23 protein-coding genes, 1 pseudogene and 1 other annotated feature are annotated in these 26,247 nt (G+C 42.8%); of the genes and pseudogenes, 4 read left to right on the top strand and 20 right to left on the bottom strand.

The genetic code is table 11. The features are described 5' to 3' along the window. Nucleotides 1-284: 284 nt before the first annotated feature. Entirely contained in the window at nt 285-1,553 is a 1,269-nt protein-coding gene (locus tag SRRS_RS23635; protein WP_371363866.1) for an amino acid permease, read from the bottom strand. A gap of 128 nt (nt 1,554-1,681) precedes the next feature. On the opposite strand from SRRS_RS23635, the gene SRRS_RS23640 reads away from it, so the two are divergent. After that, nucleotides 1,682-2,566, top strand: a complete 885-nt coding sequence (locus tag SRRS_RS23640) for a LysR family transcriptional regulator (RefSeq protein ID WP_371363867.1) — start codon at nt 1,682-1,684, stop codon at nt 2,564-2,566. A 117-nt stretch (nt 2,567-2,683) separates the two neighbouring features. Here the strand turns inward: SRRS_RS23640 and SRRS_RS23645 are convergent, their stop codons facing one another. From SRRS_RS23645 to SRRS_RS23675, 7 genes and pseudogenes are all read right to left on the bottom strand, one after another. Next, entirely contained in the window at nt 2,684-3,598 is a 915-nt protein-coding gene (locus tag SRRS_RS23645; RefSeq protein ID WP_371363868.1) for a serine hydrolase, read from the bottom strand. A 224-nt stretch (nt 3,599-3,822) separates the two neighbouring features. Continuing rightward, nucleotides 3,823-3,879 (bottom strand): annotated as a pseudogene (locus tag SRRS_RS23650) (KxYKxGKxW signal peptide domain-containing protein); the annotation flags it as partial. Nucleotides 3,880-3,961: 82 nt separating this feature from the next. Then, complete coding sequence (gene thrS / locus SRRS_RS23655) at nt 3,962-5,908, bottom strand: threonine--tRNA ligase (protein WP_371363869.1); 1,947 nt, start codon at nt 5,906-5,908, stop codon at nt 3,962-3,964. 51 nt (nt 5,909-5,959) lie between these two features. Beyond that, nucleotides 5,960-6,212, bottom strand: a binding site (T-box leader). 99 nt (nt 6,213-6,311) lie between these two features. Continuing rightward, complete coding sequence (locus tag SRRS_RS23660; protein WP_371363870.1) at nt 6,312-6,884, bottom strand: hypothetical protein; 573 nt, start codon at nt 6,882-6,884, stop codon at nt 6,312-6,314. A gap of 129 nt (nt 6,885-7,013) precedes the next feature. Next, nucleotides 7,014-7,625, bottom strand: coding sequence for a class I SAM-dependent methyltransferase (locus SRRS_RS23665; RefSeq protein WP_371363871.1), 612 nt, complete (start codon nt 7,623-7,625; stop codon nt 7,014-7,016). Between the two features lie 41 nt (nt 7,626-7,666). Further along, the gene (locus tag SRRS_RS23670; RefSeq protein WP_371363872.1) at nt 7,667-8,659 is read right to left on the bottom strand and encodes a Gfo/Idh/MocA family protein; all 993 of its coding nucleotides are present in this window, start codon (nt 8,657-8,659) and stop codon (nt 7,667-7,669) included. Between the two features lie 320 nt (nt 8,660-8,979). Further along, nucleotides 8,980-10,461, bottom strand: a complete 1,482-nt coding sequence (locus SRRS_RS23675) for a hypothetical protein (protein WP_371363873.1) — start codon at nt 10,459-10,461, stop codon at nt 8,980-8,982. 99 nt (nt 10,462-10,560) lie between these two features. Here SRRS_RS23675 and SRRS_RS23680 point away from each other — a divergent pair, with 99 nt between their 5' ends. The 3 genes from SRRS_RS23680 (at nt 10,561) to SRRS_RS23690 (ending at nt 13,288) form a co-directional block, all read left to right on the top strand. After that, nucleotides 10,561-10,821: a hypothetical protein gene (locus SRRS_RS23680; RefSeq protein WP_371363874.1), complete on the top strand. Its 261-nt coding sequence runs from the start codon at nt 10,561-10,563 to the stop codon at nt 10,819-10,821. 317 nt (nt 10,822-11,138) lie between these two features. Next, entirely contained in the window at nt 11,139-12,497 is a 1,359-nt protein-coding gene (purB, locus tag SRRS_RS23685; protein WP_371363875.1) for an adenylosuccinate lyase, read from the top strand. Between the two features lie 206 nt (nt 12,498-12,703). Continuing rightward, the gene (locus SRRS_RS23690; protein ID WP_371363876.1) at nt 12,704-13,288 is read left to right on the top strand and encodes a helix-turn-helix domain-containing protein; all 585 of its coding nucleotides are present in this window, start codon (nt 12,704-12,706) and stop codon (nt 13,286-13,288) included. Between the two features lie 181 nt (nt 13,289-13,469). Here SRRS_RS23690 and SRRS_RS23695 read toward each other — a convergent pair whose 3' ends face one another. The 12 genes from SRRS_RS23695 to SRRS_RS23750 all read right to left on the bottom strand — a co-directional run bounded on the left by SRRS_RS23695 (nt 13,470) and on the right by SRRS_RS23750 (nt 26,215). Then, entirely contained in the window at nt 13,470-14,807 is a 1,338-nt protein-coding gene (locus SRRS_RS23695; RefSeq protein ID WP_371363877.1) for an MATE family efflux transporter, read from the bottom strand. A gap of 97 nt (nt 14,808-14,904) precedes the next feature. Next, entirely contained in the window at nt 14,905-15,783 is an 879-nt protein-coding gene (locus tag SRRS_RS23700) for a GyrI-like domain-containing protein (RefSeq protein WP_371369920.1), read from the bottom strand. Nucleotides 15,784-15,900: 117 nt separating this feature from the next. Beyond that, nucleotides 15,901-16,875, bottom strand: a complete 975-nt coding sequence (locus tag SRRS_RS23705; RefSeq protein ID WP_371363878.1) for an ABC transporter ATP-binding protein — start codon at nt 16,873-16,875, stop codon at nt 15,901-15,903. Continuing rightward, a complete protein-coding gene (locus tag SRRS_RS23710; protein WP_371363879.1) occupies nt 16,872-17,858 on the bottom strand; it encodes an ABC transporter ATP-binding protein in 987 nt (328 codons plus the stop codon). Before SRRS_RS23710 ends, SRRS_RS23705 begins: the two co-directional genes overlap by 4 nt. Before the next feature lie 12 nt (nt 17,859-17,870). Then, nucleotides 17,871-18,758, bottom strand: coding sequence for an ABC transporter permease (locus SRRS_RS23715; protein ID WP_371363880.1), 888 nt, complete (start codon nt 18,756-18,758; stop codon nt 17,871-17,873). 11 nt (nt 18,759-18,769) lie between these two features. Continuing rightward, nucleotides 18,770-19,774 carry an ABC transporter permease gene (locus tag SRRS_RS23720; RefSeq protein WP_371363881.1) on the bottom strand — a complete coding sequence of 335 codons (1,005 nt, stop codon included), beginning with the start codon at nt 19,772-19,774 and terminating at the stop codon, nt 18,770-18,772. A gap of 86 nt (nt 19,775-19,860) precedes the next feature. Next, on the bottom strand, nt 19,861-21,423 hold the full coding sequence (locus SRRS_RS23725) for an ABC transporter substrate-binding protein (RefSeq protein ID WP_371363882.1): 1,563 nt from the start codon (nt 21,421-21,423) through the stop codon (nt 19,861-19,863). Between the two features lie 558 nt (nt 21,424-21,981). After that, entirely contained in the window at nt 21,982-22,674 is a 693-nt protein-coding gene (locus SRRS_RS23730; RefSeq protein ID WP_371363883.1) for a B3/4 domain-containing protein, read from the bottom strand. Nucleotides 22,675-22,776: 102 nt separating this feature from the next. After that, nucleotides 22,777-23,604 carry a MerR family transcriptional regulator gene (locus tag SRRS_RS23735; RefSeq protein WP_371363884.1) on the bottom strand — a complete coding sequence of 276 codons (828 nt, stop codon included), beginning with the start codon at nt 23,602-23,604 and terminating at the stop codon, nt 22,777-22,779. Nucleotides 23,605-23,708: 104 nt separating this feature from the next. Beyond that, nucleotides 23,709-24,398, bottom strand: a complete 690-nt coding sequence (locus SRRS_RS23740; RefSeq protein ID WP_371363885.1) for a response regulator transcription factor — start codon at nt 24,396-24,398, stop codon at nt 23,709-23,711. Beyond that, nucleotides 24,376-25,497: a sensor histidine kinase gene (locus SRRS_RS23745; protein WP_371363886.1), complete on the bottom strand. Its 1,122-nt coding sequence runs from the start codon at nt 25,495-25,497 to the stop codon at nt 24,376-24,378. The genes SRRS_RS23740 and SRRS_RS23745 overlap by 23 nt, the downstream gene beginning before the upstream one ends. A 94-nt stretch (nt 25,498-25,591) precedes the next feature. Further along, nucleotides 25,592-26,215, bottom strand: coding sequence for a hypothetical protein (locus tag SRRS_RS23750; RefSeq protein WP_371363887.1), 624 nt, complete (start codon nt 26,213-26,215; stop codon nt 25,592-25,594). Nucleotides 26,216-26,247 lie beyond the last annotated feature (32 nt).

The following is a 26,247-nucleotide window of genomic DNA, read 5'->3' on the forward strand; positions in this document are numbered from 1 at the left end:
TTATTATACCACTTGTACTATTATTTTCAACTCACAAAGTACTTTATTAATGAGACGACAATATAGCTTCCCCTTTGGGGATACAACCGCAAATCCCCTGCGATATCGTAGTTATAATACCAATACATGCTCAGATTTCCACATCTTCCAGTTACCTACTTTTTTTTAATCAGGACCTTGATAACTAAATAAAAGAACTCCTGCCAATCATATGCAGGAGTTCTTTTATTTAGTTATACAGTATTTAATAAAGTAAGTGAGCTGCCTACTCTGTTTCGAAACTGTCACGACACTTTTCTTAAAACACCTATCGCGCCCCGGCGTTCAAATAACCATGTCATACCAGCTAAAATTGGCGGATATAAACTTACCCAGCCATTAAATAGATAGATCAGCACACATACAATAAACGCCACCCACGCGCAGTAATAGCCTAAGCTCTTAGCGGGTAAGAGCTTAATACCTGCCGCTGTAGTGATTATATATAACATAACAAATATAGAGCTGGGAAATTGGATCAACATACTCATATCCAAATTTAACCACATTCCAATAAGCAAGACCAGCATCGAAAATGGTCCCAATACCATAAAGACCCGGTAGGGGGTCCCATGGACAGCATGCAGTCTATCGAACCAAGCCGGGAAATGTCCCTCTCTTGCTTCTGCATAAACAAGCCGTGAAAATCCAGCTACATACGTATGAATAGTAGCATAACAGGCAGCCACACCTAATATAGCTACTACACTTCCCGCAATCCGGCCCCAGCCACCTTCAAGCAAGCCCGTCAGTGCAGTTAGTTTATCTTGTCCTAAATAAATGCCAGTACCAACAGTTACATAAGCCAGGCCTAAGTATAGCAAATTAACAACCACCAGCGACACACCTAAACTACGGCGTATATCTTGTTTAGGATTTTGAAATTCTTCTGCCAAATGGCAAATCATTTCCCAGCCAACATAGGCCCAAAATAGCACAGCCATAACACTTCCTACCGGCTGCCAGCCCTTGGGCGCAAAAGGATAAAATGCATGCGTTTTTACAGTAGGCCAAGCCGCTATAATACTAGCTAACAAGGCCGCGGCAATACTACCTACCACCAACGCCTGGATATTACCGGAAAACCGGATACCATGATAATTGGCCAGTAAGGCAATAGCCAGCATACTAATCGCAATCATTGTAACACCGGCAACATTCAGCGAGAAAAAGTGCCCTAAGTAATAGGCGCCAATCAAAGCGCAAATAGGTGCACCGAAGGGTACCGTACCCAAGAACAAACATCCGGTAATACGCCCCGCCCTTTCTCCGAACGCTTGCCGGGCATAGGCTGCAATACCACCGGCACTGGGATACAATATTGATAAATTCGCTAATACGATTACTAAGGGAATGGTCAATATGCCCATTAGTCCCCAACTCACTAATGATGCCGGCCCGGCCATATCCGCCGACAAACTCGGTAAAACCAGAACTCCTGAGCCTAAAACAGCACCAATAGTCATAGCACTGCCCTGCAACCAGCCAATACTTTTCTTTAACTCTTGCTCCATGCCTTCCCCTCCAATGACACCTTGGAAATCCATGTATTGTTTGTTATAATAGCACATATATATTAATCGGTAAAATTGATTATTTCGATTTATTTCTTCATTAAATCCGATGGAAAGAAGGATTTATCTTGAATTTACATCACCTTAAAACCTTTGTGACCATAGTCCATACCGGCAGCTTTACTGCGGCTGCCGAGCAATTAGATTATGCACAATCTACGGTTACCGGACAAATCCAAGCCTTGGAGGAAAGCTTAGAAACACGTCTATTTGAAAGAATCGGCCGCCAAATAAATTTAACGGCTTCCGGAAAAATATTATACCGTCATGCACAGGCCATTTTAAACATGGCCAAACAAGCGGAAGCAGAAGTAAAAAATCCGACCGGCCCCAGTGGCCAACTGTTTATTGGCGCTCCTGAATCTTTGTCAGCGGAAATCCTCCCTGCCTTAGTTAAGGAGTATTGTCTCACCTATCCGCAAGTGGATTTGCAGCTCCGCTTCGATACCTGCCAAAATTTCCGTAACGCCTTACGCAAAGGCACCCTAGACATAGCTTTAATTCTTGATGAACCGCTAAAAGATCAAGACTTAGTCATTCATACCCTATTTCCAGAGCCTATGTCACTCTTAGCCGCTCCCGAACATCCCCTGTCCCAGGCCGAAAGCGTAGTTCCTCAAGACTTATCCGGGCAAGCACTACTCTTAACCGAGCCAGGCTGCAGCTACCGATTATTATTTGAAGGCATGCTGCGCCAATATCAAATAAAGCCACATTCCCTATTGGAGATTAGCAGTGTCGAAGTCCTTCGGCAGTTTGCAATCCAGGGACTGGGCATTACCTTTTTATCCCAGCGGGCGGTTGCACGTGAATTAGCTGCGGGCAGCCTGGTATCATTAAAGTGGCTCGGCCCTACCTTCAACATAAATGCCCAGTTGGCTTATCATCGCGACAAATGGTTATCTCCTGCCATGCAAGCGTTTATCGCTTTATGTCACCAACGATTAACCTAGTTTTCACAGAAACAAACAACAGTGCCCCCATCTCTGCATTCTGCAAAGATCGGGGCACTGTTACACCAAAAAGCCAGTCCCGTTCAATAACACGAAGACTGGCTTTTGAACACTTATTTAGTTTTTAGACAAAATTGGGTCATCGATCTTATTCCAGATTAATTTAGAGATAAGGGCCATGTCATTGTAAATTAGAATGTTGTTATCGTCATAACCAAGATGCTCATCAGGAACGTTTTTGGTCATCATACAAATAATATAATCATGCTGCCGACCGAAAACAATACCGCAATCATGCAAGGCACCGCCGAGTTCACCGGTTTTATGGGCAATTTTCAAATCATGAGGCAAATTAGCAGGAATACGTTCATTCCATTGTTGTTTACTGAGGATTTCCAGCATCTTTTTGTCACTTTTCGGATCAATGCATTGTTTCCTGTAAATTTTCTCAAGAATTATTGCCATGTCGCGAGGGGAAGTATAGTTCTCACGGCCAGCTTTGGCCGCAGCCGAATCCAACATTTTTCGGCCAAGAACAGTTTCATTACAGCCAAGTTTCTTGATCAGCGCGTTGACGTTATCCATACCCAGCTTGGAAATAAGAATATTGGTAGCGGTATTATCGCTGACTACTATCATTTGTTCGACAAGATCGCCAACCGTTACCTTAGTACCATCGGGAACTTTGTCCAGAGCACCCCAGGCAAATTTGTCCTGCTTGTTAATGGTGATAATTTCATTGAAGTCTAACTTTCCCTGGTTTTTCTGGTTGAAAGCTTCGGCCATGATGAACACTTTAATCAAGCTAGCCGATTTGTGCCGCATGGGGTTCAGGTATGTTTCCTCGCCTGAGTCTAGAAGCTTAACATAAACCGAATGATAGGTGGTCTGGTCTTTGCATTCTTTTTTGATCTGATCAGCAATCCATTGCGGCGTGATCTTTTCGCTGGCACTCACTGTACCAGGGAAAATGGCCGCACCCAGAAGTACAACCAAAGTAAATGCTACTACTACAAACTTCATGTTTTTCATTTTTCTCTCCCTTCCTAATTTGGTTCAACCAAAAGCTTCCAAGCCTCGGCCTGTAAGTAATGGAGCCGCCCTTTGCCCTAGGGGCCGCGCCGCCAGACAATAAAAAAATCCAGCAAAACGACGACTCTGACCCCAAAGTCTTCCTTTTACTGGATTTTGTCTGCGTCCGCATCCGGATTACAAATGCGTATGGAAACAAAGCAGTGCACATATTCAAATATGTTTCATTGTATACTTTCGGTACTCGCCACCCAATTCCTCCCAGACTTTATTGTTTTTTTATATTATTACGTGATTAAGCCAATACGGTTAAACTGTATCATGAAAAGGGAGTAAAGCATTCCAGCCTTACTCCCCTTCATATTACTTCTTGTTCACTATCTCGTCGTCGATTAAAGCAAGAAACGCTTCCATACTCATTGTTTTTGTTTCACCGTTCTTCCGGTCCCTGACCGCAACCACATTCTCATTTTGTTCTTTATCCCCGAGGATAAGCATATATGGCACTTTTCCCAACTGAGCTTCACGAATTTTGTAACCGATTTTTTCACTCCGGTCATCCAGTTCGACCCTTATATCTGACTTCCTTAATGTTTTCAGAACTTTATTTGCATACTCATGATTTCTTTCCGATATGGCTAATATCTTTACTTGCACAGGTGCAAGCCATACCGGAAAAGCCCCCGCATAGTGTTCAATCAATGTTCCAACAAAGCGTTCCATCGAGCCAAGCAAAGTTCTGTGCAGCATGATGGGCGTGTGCTCTTTACCATCAGAGCCGACATAGGTCATGCCAAACCGCTCGGGTAAGTTCATGTCTAATTGAATCGTTGTTCCCTGCCATTCACGTCCCATAGCATCTACGGCCTTTAAATCAATGGCCGGACCATAAAACTTAGCACCGCCAATATCCTTTTTAAATTCAATTCCCCGATCCCCGAGAATCTTTTCCAGGGTGCTTTCGGCCAGTTGCCACACAGGCTCATTATCAATGAATTTCTCTTTGTCCTGAAGATCACGCACAGAGAGATATACGTTAAGTTTGTCATAACCAAACGCCTTATTGATAGCAAGCGCAAAATCAAGAACATTATTTACTTCATCCACAAACTGATCTTCGGTACAAACAATATGAGCGTCATCCTGAGTAAAGCCCCGTACACGCAGCATACCATGCAAAGCCCCTGATTTTTCAAAGCGGTAAACACTGCCAAGCTCGCACCAGCGAATTGGCAGTTCTCGATAACTGCGTGGTCTGGTCTTATACATTCTCACATGGAACGGACAACTCATAGGTTTTACATAATAGCGAGTATTCTCAGCTTCATCCTTGGCGGCCATTTTCATTGCCGGGTACATGCCTTCGGCAAAATGGTCCAAATGTCCTGAAGTTTCCCAGAGATTACTTTGTCCAATGTGAGGAGTATAGATATATTCATAGCCACGCCTGCGGTGTTCTTTACGCCAGTATAGCTCTATTTCCTCGCGCACAACAGAAAGCTTAGGATGCCAAAGGATAAGCCCCGGACCGATGTATTCATCAATGGAGAATAAATCGAGTTCTTTGCCAATTTTTCGATGATCACGTTTTTTTGCTTCTTCCAGCGCAGTCAGATAAGAATCTAACTCCGACTGCTTAGTAAAAGCTGTTCCGTAAATACGTTGGAGCATTTTGTTATTGGAATTGCCTCGCCAATAAGCTCCCGTACAGGAAATAAGCTTCACGGCCTTTATCCTGCCCGTATTGGGTAAATGGGGCCCCGCACAAAGGTCAACAAAATCCCCCTGCCGGTAAAATGTAATTGGCTGACCATCAGGCAGTTCCCTAATTAATTCTGCCTTGTACGGTTCATTACTCTGCTCGGCAAACTGTATTGCCTCCGCGCGGTTAAGTACAAAGCGTTCCAGAGCCAAATTTTGTTTGATAATCCGCTTCATTTCGTTTTCAATCTTCCCCAAATCATCTGCTGAGAACGAAACTTCCGAGTCAAAATCATAGTAAAATCCGGTTTCGATTGCCGGTCCAATGGCAAGTTTCACCTGGGGGTAAAGATTTTTAACCGCTTGTGCAAGAACATGGGCAGCCGTATGGCGCAGCACCTTTTTACCGGCTTCATCGTCAAAAGTAACCACGCGCAAAGAACAATCCGCACTGATGGTGGTCGTTAGATCCACCACCTTTCCGTCAAATTCAGCAGCAAGTGCTTCTTTAGCAAGGCCCGAACTGATTTGTTTAGCAATTTCAGCACAGGTGGTAGAGAACGGCACCTCTATTGAAATTCCGTTCTTCAGCGTTACTCGAATCACCATCAACACCTCTTTCTTTATTTTTTATATAATAAAAGCTCTCACCCCTGAAAAATCAGGGGTGAGAGCTTTTATTCACACGGTTCCACCCTGGTTATGCCCAATAGGAAACAATCCTTTGCACATCGCTTAAAACCTCGATAACGCAAGGTGTGCGGCTATGCTTAATTGAAAATGAAATGATTTCCGTTCAGCACGCAACTCAAGAGTGGTCTTCTCTATTAACTCCGAAAGGATGCTTTCAGCCGGTGACATCCTATCTCTGCTCGGGTTCATTAACAGATACTCTCTCTATCACAGTTTTGATCTTATTAAATATGTATTCCATTGTAGTACAAAAGACAGCCATTTGTCAAATTTTTGCAGTTTGTATCAAACTTAATTACTTTTTCACTCTGTATGCCGTTTAGCGGTTTAGGCCGTTATCTTTATAATACCTAGTGCCCTGTCCCGAAATTTCAAGAGCAAGTCCTTTGTCGGTTAATTGATATAGCCAAGCTCCCGGCCAAATTGAGACGGCCCCTTGAAAAGCACCACCATTAACGCCGTCGGTTGCCGCTAATGTAGCCTGGCCGCCAAAGCTCCACCCTTTGTCAATAAACCGAGCTAAATCCCTTTCCTTCTCAAAGACAAATATTTCACTATAATCTTTTAATCCCAAACCTAGCCCAACACCAATTTCAGTTTTTTTCATGAAAACTTCCCGTCCACTGTTATTATTAACAGCTATACCCCGGCCATGACCGCTACCTAATACCAATAGCTTTATCCCATGATTGCTGAATACAGCATATCCCGCAGAGTTCTCAACCGCATCCCTGGCTGACGGATGTAGCTTGTACAGCCTTGCCAGTGTTCTATCTCCCATGTCCCGTATTGATTGGCGCTTTTCTTCAATACCTGCCGCACAGGCTATGGAAGTAGCAGCTATCCCCAATAACATAAACAGGATAAACGTCTTGAATATTATTTTACGCATATTTGCCTCCTTTTCTCTAACAACTGCTTCGAGTATCAAAACCCTAATTCATTAGCATTCAATTCTAAAAACATATCCTTCCAATACCGGTTTTATTGGAATAAAGCTCATAATCATTACTTTAGCTAATTATTTCTTTCCAGTCATAATAAACAAGGAATAATTGACACTTACCTCTTCCATTACTTTTTTGCCATTATAGAAAGTATTCGAATCCACTTCTTTAAAGCCAATTTTTCCGAGTACATTTTTTAGATCGTTTTGATTAAACCCATTATGTCCATTAAAACCTTCTTCCAATTTATGAAAACTTCCGTCATCCTCATCGAGCTCAACGATACATAAATATCCACCTATGTTCAAGGAGCGATATAAGTTTACCAGCGTTGTTTCAATATCGACAATATGATGCAATGCCATTGATGTAAAAATCAAATCATATTTAGGTACTACTGTTTGGCTGGCATTAATATCGCATTGGAACGCCACCATATTATCCACTTTACACTGCTGAATTTTGGCATGTAATGCATCAATCATTCCTGCCGAGGTATCAATGCAGGTTATATGGTTGAGCTTGTCACACAGGTTAAAACTAATCAGGCCTGTTCCACAACCGAATTCCAAAGCATTATAGTGTTTTTTAATTTCAACGGCCTCTGCTATCTGGTCTGCAATAAGTTTTGCCCTTTTTATTCTTCTTTCTGAATCCCACATTATGGCCTGGCTGTTAAAATCCATTTTGCACCACTCCTTGTGAATACCACTAATCATTTTAAGTTTCAGTCGTTAATCCAGCGGCAATCGGCGGGAAAGGTAATTCCCAGCTGCTTCCTTACTGCATCCATGATACTGAGCTGCATGAGAGAATATTGATTATGTTTCCGGGCATCAGACTTGGTTTTGATTAACCGAATCATCTCTTCTACTTCGTAGTACATATTGTTATCACACTTATCAATAGGAATATCCTCTTTATTGCCATCATTATAAATAATAGTAATTTCCTTTGGATCATGGATTTCCTTAATGATCATGCAGCCCTTTTCCCCCTGAATTTGGCTTGGCAATATCGAATTGGTAATCTTGGAATAGATTAATTCACCTTGCATACCTTCATACTTGACCATAATAGTTCCGGCGCCATCTACTCCATTATTTAAAATAATAGCGTTAGCCCATATTTTTTGCGGCATACCAAAGAGTTTCACCAACGGATGAATACAATACACGCCAATATCCATTAATGCTCCATTTGAAAAAACGGGATTGAATGCATTTTCAATAATTCCCTTTTTAAAATTATCGTATCGGGAAGAGTACTGGCAGTATTGAAACGTAATTCTTCGAATTGTTCCAAGCTTACTTATACCATATTCTATTGCTTTAAATCCAGGATCAAATACAGGACGCATTGCTTCCAGAAGAATAACACTATTATAGTTAGCGGCTTGTAGCATATCTGCTAATTCTCTGCTATTTGAGGCAATTGTCTTTTCACATAATACGTGTTTTTTACTGTTTAACATCTTAATAGTATGTTCAGCATGTAAATTATTTGGGCTGGCCACATAAACGGCGTCTACCTCATTACATGCCGCCAAATCGTCTAAGTCGTTATATGCCAATGGAATATTATGCTTGCCGGCATATTCTACTGCCCTCTCCTTAGTTCTCGAATAAACTGCCACCAGTTCAAACTCTTTACATCGCTCAGCAGCCGCTATAAATTTGTCTGTTATTTTATTCGTTCCTATTACTGCAAAACGAACCACAGTATCCCTACTTTCTATATCACCTTGGCGTACACAAATTCCCATTGGAACATTTTGGGGCTAACACATATTACTTCCCTTAAAATTATAAACCTCCTGCCAAATTCAGTAGAATAAGCAGGAGATTTTCGCCATAAGCAGTTATACGGTTCTCATCTTCGAATGTTTTTGCAATCAGACTCTTCACATATGGAAACTACGATTTTTTCAAAGCAAAAAGCTTCAACCACCATGATGATGGTTGAAGCCTTTGGTGTCTATTTATCCTATTATGTGATGAAACCTCCGCTACCCCGAGTTTTGCCTTATGTTAATTCATCTCATAATTTCGGACTTTGCACTTTTAATAAATCTAAATTCTGCCCATCGTCAGAAAAAGCTTTCGAGGGATATATCTCGGCTACTTTTGCTTTGCCACTTGCAACCGCGTCTACTAATACCGGACTTACAAGGCTGACGAAAGTAATATTTCTTTTTTCGTTTGGTTGTATAAGCTCTTTACCACCATACATATAACCACTCGCGACGGCCAATACCTGATTAGTCCGCGTATCGCGATAGACTGCGACAATGTTAACGCGGTTCAATTGTATATTAGTGGTATTATTTACTTCAGCCGTAATATTAACAGGCAGCACCTCAAAGGTTGACTTCATCTCCCCTTTATTCTCGACCCAATAGGAATCTACTAAGGAACCGCTTTTCGGCAGACTTGCTGAAAAATCTTGCAAATTTACAGTTATCGCAGATTGAGCAATGTCCTCATTGGCAAGGTAAGGAAAAGCCTCAAGAGCTTTATGGTAATCATTAATTTTGTTTAATAATGCACGAAAATCTGAGCCGCTAGCAATTATGTATCTTCCATTTCTTTTTTGAAGGACAACCGGCACGCTTATCCCATCACCATTGATATCTGAGTTAAACTTCACCGTCATCTTCGTTACATCGCCTTTGTTGGAAAATGCAAATGAATCAACAACCGGTATTTGGGTAAATGTACCGACTTCCCGCCTAGCATTTCGCTTAGCCAGGACCCATTCGCCTATTCTCATTCTCTCACCATCGCCGGTTAAGAGACGGCCTTGCTCAACGGCATTAAGAATTTCAGCCTTTACTAATGCTTTATCTGCCATTTCCGTTGATACAAGAAATGAATCAATGTCGACATACTGAGCGAAAACTTCGGAATTTCGTTCTTTTATCGCCTTGATTGCCTGCGAGACCGCGTATTGCGGTATGTCAGTCCGCCATCCCATGTATTTGACCAGGTGAGTATTGAACCCGAACTGGTAGATTGAGAAAAGCGATATTATAAGAAAGGCCAGTAGGACGTAACCGACTCCTTTGAAACCACCCTTATGGAATTCTTCGCTCTCTGTAAGCCTCGTAATTTTTTTGTAATAAATACGTAAGGAAACCACACCACTTATCGCCGATAATACTAAAAAGATCGGAATATATAAGAAGCCCATAATATTCCCTTCTATATTAGAAAAAAGGCAGGGTGCGATAAAAACAAATACGATAAATGGATACTGAGCATAAAGGAATGCTTCCAATACTCTCGCAATCGTCGCCTGTGGAGAAATCGCTCTGCTTATCACACAAGCCAATATAATCTGCACTACTAGAGCACACATACCGGAAAAGACGTATACCGGGAAGAATTCTTTAGCAAAACTGATGACATTCGGTGAGATTGTATAATACATTCCAAGGTAATTCGTAATAGCGAAAGATGCAATGATGCAAATTGGATTTAACAACGACCATACTGCGAACCTAACCCAATGCTGGTTCATACCTTCTAACCCCTTACCTATAAGCTTGATTCTATTAAATTCTATCACCATTACAAATTACCTGCAATTGCATTTTTAAACTCAGCCAGGCGGTTCTAAATGTCCTTACGGTCAACAATACCCAATCAATCTTATGAGTCGCAAGTTTCAAAAATTACCGTCTTTGAATCTCAAAAAATAAGGACTGTATTCATAAGGTTTGGAAAAACTATAAACCGTTTCGTCAGCAATCTTCCTGAAACTAAGCGCCAATCATTATTCCAGGTAGCTGAAGAATTAAAATCTGCCGGAATGATTGAAACGACTGGAGACATCACCAAGCAGCATAATAAAAACCTATACAATACGGAAAGCCGCTAACAAATTCGGATTCGGGCAGAAACAAACCACCCCTTAATTTGGCGCAGATGAAGCATCTGAACACCTTATTAAGGGGTGAATTTCTTGCGAGCACTCCCACTTTTGCCACCTCTTTTTGAGTCGTATATCTAACAATACTCTAAATAATCTGTATTCCCTTGCTTATCCATCCAAGCGGAAACAAAAAATAAGAGATAACCGTTAAGAATTTACTCCAGAACGTGGCATTTTATGGCTGTAATGTAGTATACTAGGCATATATTTTGACGCAATTTTATAGATGCTGTTAATTTTTGAAAGAATGGTGAGGGATACAAATGAGTATTAAATCGCTTACACCGCTGGAAGGGCGGTACGGAGCTATTACCCAGCCTTTGGGCGACTATTTTTCGGAATGGGCTTTAATAAAATACCGTGTACATGTAGAAGTAGAGTGGCTCATTGCCATGGCAAATAATCCTGCCTTTGCTGAGATTCGCCAATTCACCCCGGAAGAAACCGCTTTTTTGCGCAACATTGTCGATAATTTCGATGATAAAGCGGCTCTACGGATTAAAGAAATTGAACGCACTACCAATCACGATGTAAAGGCGGTCGAATATTTCCTCCGCGAAACGCTAGGCGCCATGACTCTCACGGATATACTGGAATTTATCCATTTCTCCTGTACTTCAGAAGATATCAACAATCTTTCCTACGCACTGATGCTTAAGCACGGCATCGAGAAAGTCTGGCTGCCGGCTGCGGAAAATCTGGTGCAAACCGTTACAGCTATGGCGGAAGAAGAAAAAGCTATACCTATGCTGGCCCATACCCATGGACAAGCTGCCTCCCCCACAACGGTAGGCAAGGAATTAGCCGTGTTTGTCTATCGCTGGAACCGTCAGTTAAAACAAATTCGCTCCCAGGAATATCTGGGCAAATTCAACGGCGCCGTCGGCAACTTCAACGCGCACAACATTGCCTACCCGGACCTTGATTGGGAAGCTGTTTCCCGTTCTTTTGTCGAAAGTCTTGGCTTGACTTACAACCCGCTGACAACCCAGATTGAATCCCATGACTATGTGGCTGAATCGTTCCATGCTATGACACGGTTTAACAACATTCTTCTGGATTTTGACCGCGACATGTGGCTTTATATTTCCCTTGGCTACTTTAAGCAAAAAGCAATTGCCGGCGAAGTAGGCTCATCGACCATGCCGCATAAAGTAAATCCCATCGACTTTGAAAACGCGGAGGCAAACCTTGGCCTAAGCAACGCAATTCTTGATCATCTGGCCAACAAACTGCCTATCTCCCGTCTGCAGCGTGACCTCAGCGACTCTTCGGCGCAGCGCAATATCGGCACTGGTATCGCCCATTCCCATCTTGCGATTACTTATACTTTAAAAGGCCTTAGAAAAACAGTAGTTAATAAAGATGCACTTGACGCCGATCTGAACCATGCTTGGGAAGTTCTGTCCGAAGCAGTGCAAACAGTGATGCGCAAACACGGCCATGCCAATTCCTATGATAAACTGAAAGCCATTACCCGCGGTAAAGGTATTAGCGAAGAAGACATTAAAGCCTTTATCGAAAGTGTAGAATTGCCGGAAGCAGACAAAAAACGCCTGCTGGCCTTGACACCGTCACAGTATGTCGGTGTGGCCGCTTCCTTGATCAAACATATAAAGTAAAGCAAAACCTGCAGAAAGCCGACCTCGTTGGGGTCGGTTTTTCCTTTTACTTAGGCCAAAGGCAGGAGCGCTCTATGTCGATACCCCGTCCTTTGATCCGACCCGATAAAGACAAGAGCCGTCACGAATGATTACTCGCAACTCTACGGTTCGTTTATTGATAGTATTTTTAATATAGTCTAAACTAACTTTGTGAGGTGAAACTAATGAATTGCGATAAAATCGGCAAGTTAATATACACTTTGCGAAAAGAAAAAGATATGACACAAAAGCAAGTAGCTGATTTGTTGAATATCAGTGACAAAGCAATAAGTAAATGGGAACGTGGCCTTGGTTGTCCAGATGTGTCATTACTCCCGGAACTATCACAAATACTTGGAGTCAATATTGAAGAGATCCTATTGGGGGAAATGGTGATAAATGAAACAGTCGGAGGAAATATGAAAAAGCTAACATTTTATATCTGCCCGCAATGCGGAAATCTGATAACGGCAACAGGAGATGCCCACATTTCCTGTTGCGGAAAGAGAATGGAACCATTAGCTGCGGCAAAGGCAAACGAAAGCCATCTACTAAATATCGATTCTGTAGAAGATGAACTGTATGTGTCATCTTCGCATGAGATGAAAAAAGAGCATTATATATCTTTTGTTGCCTATGTGACAGGAGATAAGGTTTTTATTGTAAAGCAATATCCTGAATGGAATCTGCAATTTCGCTTTCATAAGCTTGGACACGGCAAACTTTATTTTCATTGTTCAAGTCACGGGCTATTTTATCAGCTAATTTAAATAAGATAAGCAGAGTGTTTAATTAGAGTGCCGGTAAGTTGAAAAATACCGTCGGATCGAATAAACCCTGCAGTTCAAAATCTGCAGGGTTTTATTGTTACGTTCCCCTTATATATTCGAAAATTGTCTTTGCTCTAGTCCTGCGCTAAAGAAATAATGAAGATATTATGCTAATACTTGCCTACTTGTTTACTGGATAGCTCAGTTTTCCTTTATAACTGTTCAAAAATAGGTACGCAATCACAAAAGTCACAACCTCTGCCAACGGTGTGGTAAGCCATATTCCTATATCGCCAAAAATTGGCGGTAAAACCATTAGAAAAGTAACTACTAGCACAAGACTTCGCAAACAGGAAACAATTGCAGCGGTTTTGGGTTCACCAATGGAAGTAAAGAACACCGCCGCGATGAAGTTATATCCGTTTAGTAAAAAAGCTAAGGAGAAGCACTGCAGTCCGAATTTACCAATTTGTAAAAGTTCATCATTTCCTTTAGAAAAAATACCTATAATTATTTCAGGGGCTGCGAAGGACACTACAAATAGCAATACGCCTACTAAAGACACTGCTTTTATGGCTACTGTCAGCAGCTTAAATATTATTTCTGTATTTTTCGCGCCATAATTATAGCTCATAACCGGATGAATACCTACGGCAACACCGGTAATTACCATACTATGGACGAAAAACACATAGCCAATAATGGTCATTGCGGCAACCCCATTGACCCCCATCCTTTCCAGCAATAGTAAGTTGAACACTGCCGTAGTGATAGACACAGAAATTTGTGAGATAAATTCCGCCGAACCGTTCAATAGTATGGCTCTGAAATCGTGCCAATCAGCAGTAAATTTAACAAATCTATAGACGGATCTATTGGTCAAAAAATATCCCAGACCACATAAGAAAGGCAGCAAAACAGCTATGCCTGATGCTAATGCCGCTCCGCTCATTCCCCACTCCAGCCTCAGGATGAACACATAATCAAGAATAAGATTTATGACATTCCCGGACACTCCGAAAAATAAAGACAGCCCGGGCTTACCTTCGGCTCTGATGAACATAGAAAAAGCTATATTTAGCATACTGAATAGATAAAAGTATTTCAGAACTCCAAGGAAGTCCTTTACATATTGATACACAACTCCTTTTGAACCTAGCAGCACTACGATTTCATCCATAAATACCGCCAATAGGATTACTATAATTACGTTAATAGCCAAAATTGCTGCCAGAGAAAATGAAAAGTAATAATTTGCTCTGTCATTTTGTTTGGCACCAAGGCTCTGGGTAGCAAGAGTTACTCCCCCAACCCCTATGGTAGTCGTTAAGGCTAACAAAAGATACATCACCGGCAAGGTAAGATTTACTGCGGCAAGACCATTCTCCCCTATCTTCCAGCCGATAAAAATTCCATCTACGATAATAATGAAAGATGTCAGAAATAAGCCGATTATCGTCGGTATGGAATAACTAAGAAATATCTTTACAATACTTTTGTCCTTATTTGTTTCAAGCATTTGATTACCCCCGTCTAAAAATCCGTTTGCTATTGTAGTTTAAACTTTTTGATTGACAGGGGCTTCTGAATTCGGGCTTTATCCTATAACTTTATTATTACGGTTGCTGTATCGGCAGACAAATAGTAGCATGAATATTGCCTTTTTCATCTATCCCGCTATGATAGATTTCCAAACTTGGTCTATTATCAAGCTCATAGTTGCAAAAAGGAAGCCACAAAGAAAATATCTCGTTAAAAGTTAGAATCAACTTATCCGGTTTGTCATAAAACTCATAGCAAGCATATATCCCAGTTTCAATCTGATATACATTGAGACCTGAGGCCTCGTCGACTTCCATGCACATATCGTAAATGCACCGATCCTCGTCAACAATTAAGGGATCATCATAGGATATTCCTACAAATCTCCCTACCTTATCTAATGAATATTTCTCTTCTATTTCCTTGCAAAAGAGCTCCCAGGCTTCTTTTAGTTCTCTCGAATAGTTACAAATAACTCTTTTATAGACAAGCCGCATACCTGGTATCTTCTTAATCTGCATCTTCGCGTCAATTTCACAAAATACATTCTCGTTCTTTTTTAGGTTTTGAATGTGTTCGGCCACACGTGCAAAGGAATCCTTAAACGGTTCAGTATTCATTTGCCTAAACTCGGACGCACTTATACCAAAATATTGCTTAAAGGCCGAAGCGAAATTCGATGGACTGTAACCGGCTTCTACTGCAATATCAGTAATCGATTTCCGCGATGTCTTCATCTGGAAGGCTGCTCTTTCTAACCGCATTCGCTTAATAAAGGAATAAATACTTTCGCCTACAACTACTTTGAATAATCGATTAAAATAATACTTCGAAAAGCAGCATTTATCGCCTATCTCTTCGACTGTCAAGTTTCTATCCAAATTGGTATATATATAATTTATCGCTTGATTTACAACAAAAGTGATATCGCTACGCACTCCTTGTCCCTCCATCACTGAATTTCCACTCCCGCAAAGGACTACTAAGGGAATACGCCAATTAAATTTAAAACCCTGTAAAAAATTAGTCATTTTTACAGGGTTTAGTTAAAGACTTTACATGTTTTCTCTTTATCCGGTTACTAAGTGGCAGGCAACAAACCGTTTATCAATTTGCCTAAATTCCGGTTCCTTTTCGCTACAAACGGTTTGACAGCTGGGACAACGTGTATGAAAACGGCAGCCGGCTGGGGGATTGGCCGGGCTAGGCACATCACCGCAGAGAAGAATCCTGCTATTTTGCGCCTGGGGATTAGGCTGGGGAATGGCAGAGATCAAGGTCTTGGTATAGGGATGAAGGGGGTTACTGATTAATTCGTCACCTTCGCCTAACTCCACCAGTTTTCCTAGATACATGACACCAATACGATCAGAAATATGTTTTACTACATTCAAACCATGAGCGATAAACAAATAAGTTAGCCCCATTTCCTGCTGAAGTTCTACTAACAGATTCAGAATCTGAGATTGAATAGACACATCCAAGGCGGATACCGGCTCATCGCATACAACAAGTTTGGGATTTACAGCCAGGGCTCTGGCAATACCTATCCGCTGGCGCTGACCACCGGAAAACTCATGCGGATAGCGCATCACCTGATGAGACCCTAAACCTACCAGATTCAGCAATTGCTCCACACGCTTGGCACGTTCCGGTCCGGAGGCTATTCCATGAAGCATTAACGGCTCGCCGATGATTTCGCCTACTGTCATCCGGGGGTTAAGAGAGGCATACGGATCCTGAAAAATGATCTGCGCATGCCGGCGAAAACCACGAAGTTCCTTTTTATTCATTTTTCCCACATTCTGGCCTTCAAACATTACCTCGCCCGTAGTCATCTCCAACAGCCTCAGGATCAGCATACCGGTCGTAGACTTACCGCACCCTGATTCCCCTACTAAACCTAACGTCTCACCTTTTTTAATATCAAAAGATATTCCGTCTACCGCCCGGACAGCTCCTACCGGACGCCCAAAAATGCCGCCTCTGATGGGAAAGTGTTTATAAAGATTTCGTACATTTAATAATACCTCTTGTGCGCTCATACCGGTTTCCCTCCCAGCGGATAATGGCAGGCTATTTGCCTTCCATTCATCAACGTTTTAAGTTGGGGCTGCTCATTCCGGCAACTTTCTCTGGCGTATTCGCAGCGGTCAACAAACGCACAGCCTATAGGCAGGTAAGCCAGGTCAGGCACTGTTCCCTCGATGGTATGCAATCGTTGTTTCTTGACCCCCTCCAGTTTGGGAATGGAGTTCATTAAACCTACTGTATACGGGTGGCAGGGGTTATCAAATACGTCGGCTACCGTTCCCTGCTCCACCACTCTTCCCGCATACATTACCACCATATTCTGAGCAGTCTCAGCTACTACTCCCAAGTCATGGGTAATCATCACTAGCGCGGTGTTAAACTCCTTAGTCAATTGGCGGATTAAATCAAGAATTTGCGCCTGGATAGTCACATCCAAAGCTGTTGTCGGCTCATCAGCCAACAAAACTCTGGGATTACAGGCCAAGGCCATGGCAATCATGACCCGCTGTCGCATACCGCCGCTCATCTGATGAGGGTATTCCTTGGCCCGTTGAGCAGCCGCGGGAATTCCGACCTTCTCCAGCATTTCCACCGCTCTGGCCCAGGCCGTTTTTTTATCGATGTTACCGTGAACCCGAATGGCTTCGGAAATCTGTTCACCCACAGTATAAGCGGGATTTAGGGAGGTCATCGGTTCCTGAAAAATCATGGAAATTTCCTTGCCACGAATGTCACGGACCTCATCCATCGACAGGCTTAGTAGGTTGCGTCCGTCGTAAAAGATCTCTCCCTGAATTCGGGCAGGCGGCTCAGGCAGAAGGCGCATAACAGACATGGCTGTTACGCTTTTTCCGCACCCGGATTCCCCTACTATTGCCAGCATCTCGCCCGCGTTCACACTAATGTTAACTCCATCCACTGCTTTTACTACCCGCTTATCAACATGAAAATGAGTTTGTAGATTCTTAATTTCCAATAGTGGTTTTTGTGTCATCAGCTGTTCCTCCTATTTCAACCGCGGGTCCAGCACGTCACGCAGGCCGTCCCCTAATAAGTTGAAGGCCATTACGGTAAGCGTGATAGCTAAGCCAGGAAAAGTAACTATATGGGGGGCATTAAAAATAGTTTGCCGGCCAGAGCCCAGCATAGTTCCCCATTCGGCAACAGGCGGTACCACACCCAGACCCAAAAAGCCCAGTGCGGCCGCTTCCAAAATAGCTACCGATACACCAATAGTAGCGCGAACAATAATGGGCGCCAGGACATTGGGGAGAATATGTACGAAAATGAGCCGGAAATCGCTATTGCCAATGGCTCTGGCTGCAGTGACATACACATTTTCCTTTACCGACAGCACACTACCGCGAACAATACGGGCATATTGAGGAATGGAGACAATTCCGATAGCAATAACAGCCTTTTCCACACCACGCCCCATCACGGTCATAAAGGCTATAGCCAATAAAATGTCAGGAAATGATAACATAATGTCCATAATCCCCATTATAGCCGTATCGGTTTTTCCGCCATAGTAACCGGCCAAGGCTCCAAGAATTACTCCACATAGGAGAGCTAACCCTACGGCTTCCACGCCTACTATCAACGATATCCGCGCGCCGTATAAAATGCGGGATAAAATATCCCTGCCTAGTTCATCTGTCCCCATAATATGTGACCCACTAGGCGGCTGTAAGGCCTGGGGAAGATTGCTTTCATAAGGGTCGTAGGGCGCCAAAACCGGCGCAAATACCGCACATAAAAGCAGAATAACCAAAAGTCCTAACCCGATCATCGCCGAAGTCGATTTTATAAACCGGCTGATAAAGTCGGCAACAGGACCTTTTACCGGTGCGTGTGCTATAGGATTGCTTTGAAGTTGTACATTTGATTCCACAGTCGCGCCTCCTACCTATGCTGAATTCGTGGGTCTAAGTAGCTATAGATAATATCAACAATCAAATTGACCAGAACAAAAATTGTGCCGATTAATAGCACTGCACCTTGCACGCGCGGGTAATCTGTTTTCATAATTCCATCCACTACATAAGAACCAATCCCCGGCCAGGAAAACACCGTCTCAGTAAGAACCGCGCCCCCAAGCAAGGCACCCATCTGCAAGCCGATAACGGTGACAACCGGAATAAGAGCATTACGCAGTGCATGTTTGACAATGACCACTTTTTCCGCCAGTCCTTTGGCTCTGGCAGTACGAATATAGTCCTGCCGAATGGTCTCCAGCATAGTAGCCCGGGTCATCCGGGCAATAATAGCCATAGAGTAGGCCCCTAAAGCGATAGCCGGCATCAGCAAATGCTGAAGCGCGTCAATGAAAGCAGGCATATCCGAGGTAAGAAGGGCATCCACTAAATACATTCCGGTAATATGGCCAGGATCCATACCTATGGAAATTCGTCCGGAAGCCGGCAGCCAGCCAAGGGTTACAGAGAAAAGGATAATCATCATAAGCCCCAGCCAAAAAATGGGCATACTGACGCCTAGCAAAGCGACCACCATTGTCCCGTAATCAAAGACGGAGTTTTGCTTTACCGCAGAGATGGTACCAAAAAGGATACCAAACACGGAGGCAATAACAATAGATACAATGGCCAGTTCAGCGGTAGCAGGGAATCGCTTCATTAGTTCTTCAGTAATGGAAGTTTTCGTAATTACCGATTTCCCGAAATCACCTTGCACCGCTAAAGAAATATAGTCCCAGAATTGCACATATATCGGCTTATTAAGTCCTAACTCCTCTTGCAAAGCTTTAATTTTATCCGTTGTGGCATGTTCGCCCAATATTACTACAGCCGGATCAACGGTAAACAAATGCATGACTAAAAAGGTTGCCAGACACACTCCAAACAATACAGGCACTAAGAGTAACAGCCTGCGGATAATATAACTCGTCAAATTCTCCACCTCTTGCATTTAATTACAACCGCTTGTTCACAAAAGAAGGTGATTTCACTATGAAACCACCTTCTTACTCATATTTTCTATTCTTTGGCCACAATATCTAACCAGTGAACCCCGGTCGGATGCAAAGCAAATCCTTTCACGTTTGGCCGGTACGCAGCCATATCCATGTTATGACTTAACAGTACCCAGGGAGCGTCCTCCACAGCAATTTTTTGAGCCTCTGCATAAATAGCGGCCCGTTTGGCAGGCTCTAAACAGGCCCGGCCTTCTTCCAGCAACTTGTCGAGCACAGCATTAGAGTATTTGGAAGAGTTCAGACTTCCCTTAATTTGCGTAGTGTCTAATAACATCAGGAAGTTATCCGCATCGCCATTATCGCCGATCCAGCCATAGAAGTACGCATCGCCTTCCGCATTAAACAGAACCTGCTTGTATTCCTTCCAGGGATAGGACTTGATGTTCATCTTCACACCGATTTTAGCTAAATCAGCCTGAATAGCTGCTGCCAGTTTTTCACCATTGGCCGGGTTATAAGGACGAGGATTTGAATAGGTGATAGCCGTAAACTCGAATCCATTGGGATAACCGGCTTCTGCTAACAATTTCTTAGCCTCTTCCGGATTAAAATCATACGGCTTAACATCTTTAGAGTAACCAGGAATAAAGCTCGGGAGAATGGAGTTGGGCAACAGGGCATTTCCCTGATACAAGTAATCAACTAGATATTGGCGATTGATAGCCATGCTGATCGCTTTTCTCAACTTTTGATTATCAAAAGGCTTTTTGTTAGTATAGAAACCCATATAGTTGATATTCATACCAGGCTCTTTAACAATTTTCATACCTTTGTCCTGCAGCATTTTTAAATCATTGATATCTACTCCGTCCATAATATCGGTAGCACCGGTAATCAAGTCAGAGGCACGGACGGAGTTTTCTTTCGTGAATTTATAAATAACCGTTGGCATTTTCGGCTTATCGCCCCAGTAATCATCAAACTGGGCTAATTCAATTTGCTGCCCTTTTTCCCACTTCACAAATTTATAGGGCCCGGTACCTACCGGATTTTCCATGAATTTGTCGCCATATTTTTTCACTGCTTCCGGACTTACGATTTGCGCCGAAAGCGGCATAGCCATGTTGGCTAAAAAGGCTGCCGATGGTTTTTCCAAAGTAATTTTCACAGTATACTCATCTATTGCTTCTACACTCGTAACCCCGTCATAAGTAAATTCAGCATAAGGCATATCTTCTTTACGATTAGGAGGAAGTTGACGCTCAATACTCATTTTTACTGCCTGCGCATTAAAGGGTGTACCATCATGGAATTTTACTCCCTTACGGAGCTTAAATGTCCATTCCTTACCGTCGGCACTAGTGTTCCATTCGGTAGCTAACAGCGGCTGGATTTCAGTACTGCCGGGCTTATAACGCACCAATCCTTCAAAAACCTGGGTAAGAATTTTAGCGGATTCCCCGTCATCGACAAACGCCGGATCAAGGCCGCGGGGGTCTGAACCTTGGGCAAACACTAAAGCATTTTTCGTCCCCGAAGTACTCTTGGCTCCGCCACAGCCAGTTAAGGCAACACCCATTACCAAAACAAGCGCAACCAGCCAGCATATTGTTTTCTTGGTCAACACAAACTCCTCCTCATATAAATTTATCCGATGACTAATCCACTCTGCGACTCTCTCTTCTCCTTGACCTCAAGGGTTTAGACGGAGTTTAAAAGTGCTAAGTCCTGGATAGGGAAACTTAGCCTCAAATGGAGTGAAAACTCCACCTGAAACTGAGTTACTACAATAACTGTAAATGTTATACATAAATTAGAAAAATCCTCCATTTTTGCTGTTTTTATTTACATGTATACATTATTTACTTAATGTAATTTCATAATCGTCCCTGTAAATTTAACTTTTGTATTAAATTTATAACTATAAGTCGCGTTTTTCCCAAATCAGAAACGCCTATCGCCATACTCCTGCCGAGTTTTAAGCCTAAATTGACCTATACAAAGCATTTTCATAGTAAAGAGCCAGAACATCTCTACAATCGAGACATTCTGGCTCTTATTTTTTCGCCATCTCCAGCGATATAGTTCACAGGTATCTGATATTTCTTGTAAATCCTGATCCAGCTAAGAATTTAGGGCATGATTGATCATTTACGGGTGACCACCAAATAGTTATAAATTTTCAAAAGTCAATGTATCTATTATTCAAATCAACAATATGCTTTTGGCATGTCCCTTGAAACCTCGCTATGACTAAGTTTTCTATATCAGCCATGGCCTTGGCAAGGTCAGCTGCTTCAAATCCTACAAGCTGAAAGAAAATATCCTTGCTATCAATTGCAGTTTTTCCTAATTCACTTTGCCGCCAAATCCACTTCCTGGTTTGAACGGTATTTCCGCTCGTAAAAATCAGCTCACCTTTGTCTACATTTTCATATTCTGTGGCACCAAAAGGAAGAAATCTATCTCCTTCCCCGGCAAAACGAACTTCAAGATCCTCCTGTATGTCCTTCAAATCATGTGCTCCCAAAGATATAGTCCGCGCTATCGATACAGCATTGCATAAATCAACTACGGCATTAATAATCGGCAGCGTCCCACCTTTAAGAATTCTTTTAAACATTGCTTCAACAGAAGGAGGAAACTTATTGGGGTTGATACCTGCGTTGGTCATAAATTCCCTATACAGCAATACATTAGGCAGTTCTCTCACCTGATCAGCCCGAAAGTTTTCACGCATCCTTCTCTCAGCATCTCTTAATTTTCCTTCATCACCGGGCGTCGTCTCCGAATTCCTTATGTTCTTACCTATTAAGATGCCAAACTTAATGTTGGGATTGATTTCAAATACGGATGTATCCACAGAATATCGCATAGTAACCTCCAACCCAAAACCGAATTGAACCCCCTGGTTCTTACCTGCATATATAGCTTTTCATTGATAATATCAATTATAAAGTATCCAGTAACTGGAGTGTCAATCGGTCTTTTTGACGGGAATTTGTATTTCCGTAATATATTTACTTTTATCGCAGGTTATATACTGATTGATGACCGTCCGCTCTATTGAATCTCCTTCAATTTCATAACCAGCATCATCAATAAATTGCATTAGCCGCTCATAATACTCTTTTGAGATACTATGATTTCCTCGATAATGAATACATGCATAATCGCCTTCCCGCAAATAACTTACCCTTTGCATTTCATCGAGCGGTTCTTCCCAGAGAATGAACACCGAATTGTATTCGTCAAACTTATTGATACGTAAATTCTCTTGAGAAACGGTTAACCCTACTCTGCCAATAAACAGCATCGGATTTCCATTAGTTTTTTCTACTAGTCGCCGTAACGCAAGTTCCCACTCATATTCAGAAGAGATTGGCTCATGAAGACTGACAATCATACGCAATGGCAATGTCTTCATAATCGGCTCCTCTATTAACTCTCTATTCAAAAACCCTTCTATTTCCTCAATCCGATTATGGAATTGGTTTTTTACCAATTCCAGTTGTTCGATGATAGTTTGAGTAGTTTCTCTTTGATTCTTAAGCAATTCTAAAAACAACCCTGCATCGCGTATCTCCAGATGTCTCTGTATTTCTTTAAGGGGCAGCCCCAGGAATTTTAAATATTTGATGGTGTTCAGTTTCTCAAACTGTTCAATCGAATAATATCTGTAGCTATTATTGCCGTCAACCTCCATCGGCTTGAATAGCCCAATTTCATCATAATAGCGCAAGGTCTTAACAGGAATATTATGTAATTTTGACATTTCCCCTATGCTGAAACGATCTTTTATCATAACTACCTCCGGATGACCTCACGTCTTCTTTCTGACATGTTGTTGTCTATTCCTCCTGTTCTTTAAAGAGAAATAGACTGCCGTAACATGTTTGCAATAATATTTTAAACAGAATTGAAGCGATACCCAGTTCCCCAGAGGGTTTCAATCAGTTCAGGATTGGCTGGGTCCCTTTCCACCTTTTTGCGGATCTTCTGGATGTGAACAGCTACGGTGGCAACTTCGCCAAAATTATCATTGCCCCAGATGGCGTCAAACAAATGCTCTTTACTAAAGACAATATTAGGATTGGAAACCAGGAACAGCAGAAGCTCATATTCCTTGGTAGTGAGCTGAATTTCCCGGTCATTTACCCAAACCTTGCGGGATGCCATATTAATCTCCAAGCCTTTAGCCTGCAAAATATCCTGGCCCGGAGCAGCGCCTTTCAGCCGTTGGTAGCGGTTGAGATGCGCCTTGATTCTTGCCACCAGCTCCGCCGGGCTGAAGGGCTTGGTCAAGTAATCGTCGGCGCCTACATCCAGACCACGAATTTTATCAATTTCTTCCGTCTTGGCCGATACCACCAGGACAGGAATTTCCTGGATCTTACGGATGTCCCGGATGATATCAAAACCATCTTTTCCCGGCAGCATCAGATCCACCACTATCGCGTCATAAACACCGGAAGCTGCTTTTTGGGCCCCGGTCAGGCCGTCCTGAACAATATCAACCTTATAACCGTTTAGCTGGAGATAGTCCCGCTCCAATTCCGCGATATCCAAATCGTCTTCAATTATCAGGATTTGTTTCATCTGTCCATCTCCTCTTCCCGTCCTCGCTTACCGGCAGTTTAACGGAAAAACAGCAGCCTTCGTGTTCCACGCTCTGAGCGGTAATCTCCCCCCGGTGGGCCTCAACCAGTTCCTTGGCGATTGCCAGCCCCAGGCCGGTGCCGGCAATTTCTTTGGGCCGTTCCTGGTCAATGCGGTAAAACCGGTCGAAGATAAACGGAAGTTTCTCAGCAGGAATACCTGGTCCGTTATCCCGGATATCCAGACAGATCAATTCTCCTTGTCTCGATAGACTAGCTTCCAGGACAAGTCCCTGGCTAGGTCCGTGATTTAGTGCATTGTTTAAGATATTATTGATGGCCTGCCGCAGCCGTTTGCCGTCCAGATCCACCCAAACCGGTTCCTTCAGGGAGTTTTGGTACTCAAAAACTATATTTCGTTCGTGGTAGTCAAAACCATACTCTTCCATCAGGTCATCCATAAAGGCCCCGATATCCGTCCGTTTAAATTGAAACTCAAGCTTCTGCATGTCTAGTTTGGCAAAAAGAAACAGGTCATCAATTAATTTATTTACATACACCGTATTGTGGTAAATCGTCCGGATATATTTTTCTCGGTTTTCCCCGGTTCCCGGTGAACTATCCAGTAAAGCTTCTACGTACCCTTGAATGGCCGTAATAGGAGTCTTTAAATCATGAGAAATATTAGCCAACAGAGCCTTCCGATTTTCCTCATACTCGGCCTGCAGCCGTTCCCCTTCATGGAGTTTGGCTGTCATTTGATTAAAGGAATCAAGGACAATGGCCATATCATTGGGCAAACTATTCTCTACCTTCACGAGGTAGTTTCCCTGGGTTACCTCATCCAGGCCCTGCTTCAATTTAATCATGGGCTGGATAGTTCGGCGATCAAACCGCAGTAAAAAAAGAAAATGGGCGATTTCTTTCAGGATCAGCAGTGTCCCGAACAGAATAACCAATTGTTTATCGACTGCCCAGATAAACAGTAAGTAAAATACGACAAGATTAAATAATACTCCGGCCGGCCGCAGCAGCCGGAACATTTTATAATGCCGGAGAAAATGCTCATGATGGTTACGCCGGCCTCTGAATCGCTTCATAGGTTTCCCCTTCCGTTGCCACTCCTTATTCTCTCCTTATTATAGGAGAAAACAGCAAGGGTGCAAAGCTTTTCCGCCCCCTTGCTGTTTATCATCACCACCGAAGGGATAATTCTCCGGTGGCCGTTAGCTCTTCCTCATTGACAGCCACAACCCGGATTTTTTCCACTTCTGCCTGTTCATTGACCAGCACCGTCATTACAAAATCCAGGGATGTCGACGACTGAAATACTTTCATCAGTCCGCCACCCTGAGGATGATGGCAAGCAGCATGTCTCATTCTTTGCTGAAACAACTCCTTAACATCCTCGGGGAGATCCTGACCATTAAGAGTGAAAACCATCTTTTTGTCTTCCCTTTTATCCAATTGCAAAGAGTGCAGGAGACTGATGCAAACGGCCAAGCGGGAAAACCTGGCCCGTAGATCGCCCCGGTCGTGAAAACCATGGTGGTGCTCAAAACCACGGTGCCTTTCCCCCGCCCAACAATGCTCGTGTTGAGATTTCCCAGCCTCACCGTCTGCCGTTTTTCCCTCATAGTCCATTTCCACATTCACCTTGGACTTGGTTTGCCCGGTTACCAGATTTTTTTCAAATTCACTTTCCAGGCCAAACATCTTTACCTGACCTTTTTCCACCTTGGCAGTGAGACTGCCTGTAATCACTTCTTTGCCTTTCATGGTTTTCAGCATATCGTAGAGTACTAGCAGTTTGTTCATGTATAATAACCTCCCTCGTTGTTATGAGCTCA

It is taken from the genome of Sporomusa rhizae (genome assembly GCF_041428845.1).
GTDB lineage: Bacteria > Bacillota > Negativicutes > Sporomusales > Sporomusaceae > Sporomusa > Sporomusa rhizae.

Bases quoted from the DNA above. Each gene is read 5' to 3' on its own strand.
- SRRS_RS23635 (WP_371363866.1), bottom strand. From the start codon at position 1,553: ATGGAGCAAGAGTTAAAGAAAAGTATTGGCTGGTTGCAGGGCAGTGCT.
- SRRS_RS23645 (WP_371363868.1), bottom strand. From the start codon at position 3,598: ATGAAAAACATGAAGTTTGTAGTAGTAGCATTTACTTTGGTTGTACTT.
- thrS (WP_371363869.1), bottom strand. From the start codon at position 5,908: ATGGTGATTCGAGTAACGCTGAAGAACGGAATTTCAATAGAGGTGCCG.
- SRRS_RS23660 (WP_371363870.1), bottom strand. From the start codon at position 6,884: ATGCGTAAAATAATATTCAAGACGTTTATCCTGTTTATGTTATTGGGG.
- SRRS_RS23665 (WP_371363871.1), bottom strand. From the start codon at position 7,625: ATGGATTTTAACAGCCAGGCCATAATGTGGGATTCAGAAAGAAGAATA.
- SRRS_RS23675 (WP_371363873.1), bottom strand. From the start codon at position 10,461: ATGAACCAGCATTGGGTTAGGTTCGCAGTATGGTCGTTGTTAAATCCA.
- SRRS_RS23680 (WP_371363874.1), top strand. From the start codon at position 10,561: ATGTCCTTACGGTCAACAATACCCAATCAATCTTATGAGTCGCAAGTT.
- purB (WP_371363875.1), top strand. From the start codon at position 11,139: ATGAGTATTAAATCGCTTACACCGCTGGAAGGGCGGTACGGAGCTATT.
- SRRS_RS23690 (WP_371363876.1), top strand. From the start codon at position 12,704: ATGAATTGCGATAAAATCGGCAAGTTAATATACACTTTGCGAAAAGAA.
- SRRS_RS23695 (WP_371363877.1), bottom strand. From the start codon at position 14,807: ATGCTTGAAACAAATAAGGACAAAAGTATTGTAAAGATATTTCTTAGT.
- SRRS_RS23700 (WP_371369920.1), bottom strand. From the start codon at position 15,783: ATGGAGGGACAAGGAGTGCGTAGCGATATCACTTTTGTTGTAAATCAA.
- SRRS_RS23705 (WP_371363878.1), bottom strand. From the start codon at position 16,875: ATGAGCGCACAAGAGGTATTATTAAATGTACGAAATCTTTATAAACAC.
- SRRS_RS23710 (WP_371363879.1), bottom strand. From the start codon at position 17,858: ATGACACAAAAACCACTATTGGAAATTAAGAATCTACAAACTCATTTT.
- SRRS_RS23730 (WP_371363883.1), bottom strand. From the start codon at position 22,674: ATGCGATATTCTGTGGATACATCCGTATTTGAAATCAATCCCAACATT.
- SRRS_RS23735 (WP_371363884.1), bottom strand. From the start codon at position 23,604: ATGATAAAAGATCGTTTCAGCATAGGGGAAATGTCAAAATTACATAAT.
- SRRS_RS23740 (WP_371363885.1), bottom strand. From the start codon at position 24,398: ATGAAACAAATCCTGATAATTGAAGACGATTTGGATATCGCGGAATTG.
- SRRS_RS23745 (WP_371363886.1), bottom strand. From the start codon at position 25,497: ATGAAGCGATTCAGAGGCCGGCGTAACCATCATGAGCATTTTCTCCGG.
- SRRS_RS23750 (WP_371363887.1), bottom strand. From the start codon at position 26,215: ATGAACAAACTGCTAGTACTCTACGATATGCTGAAAACCATGAAAGGC.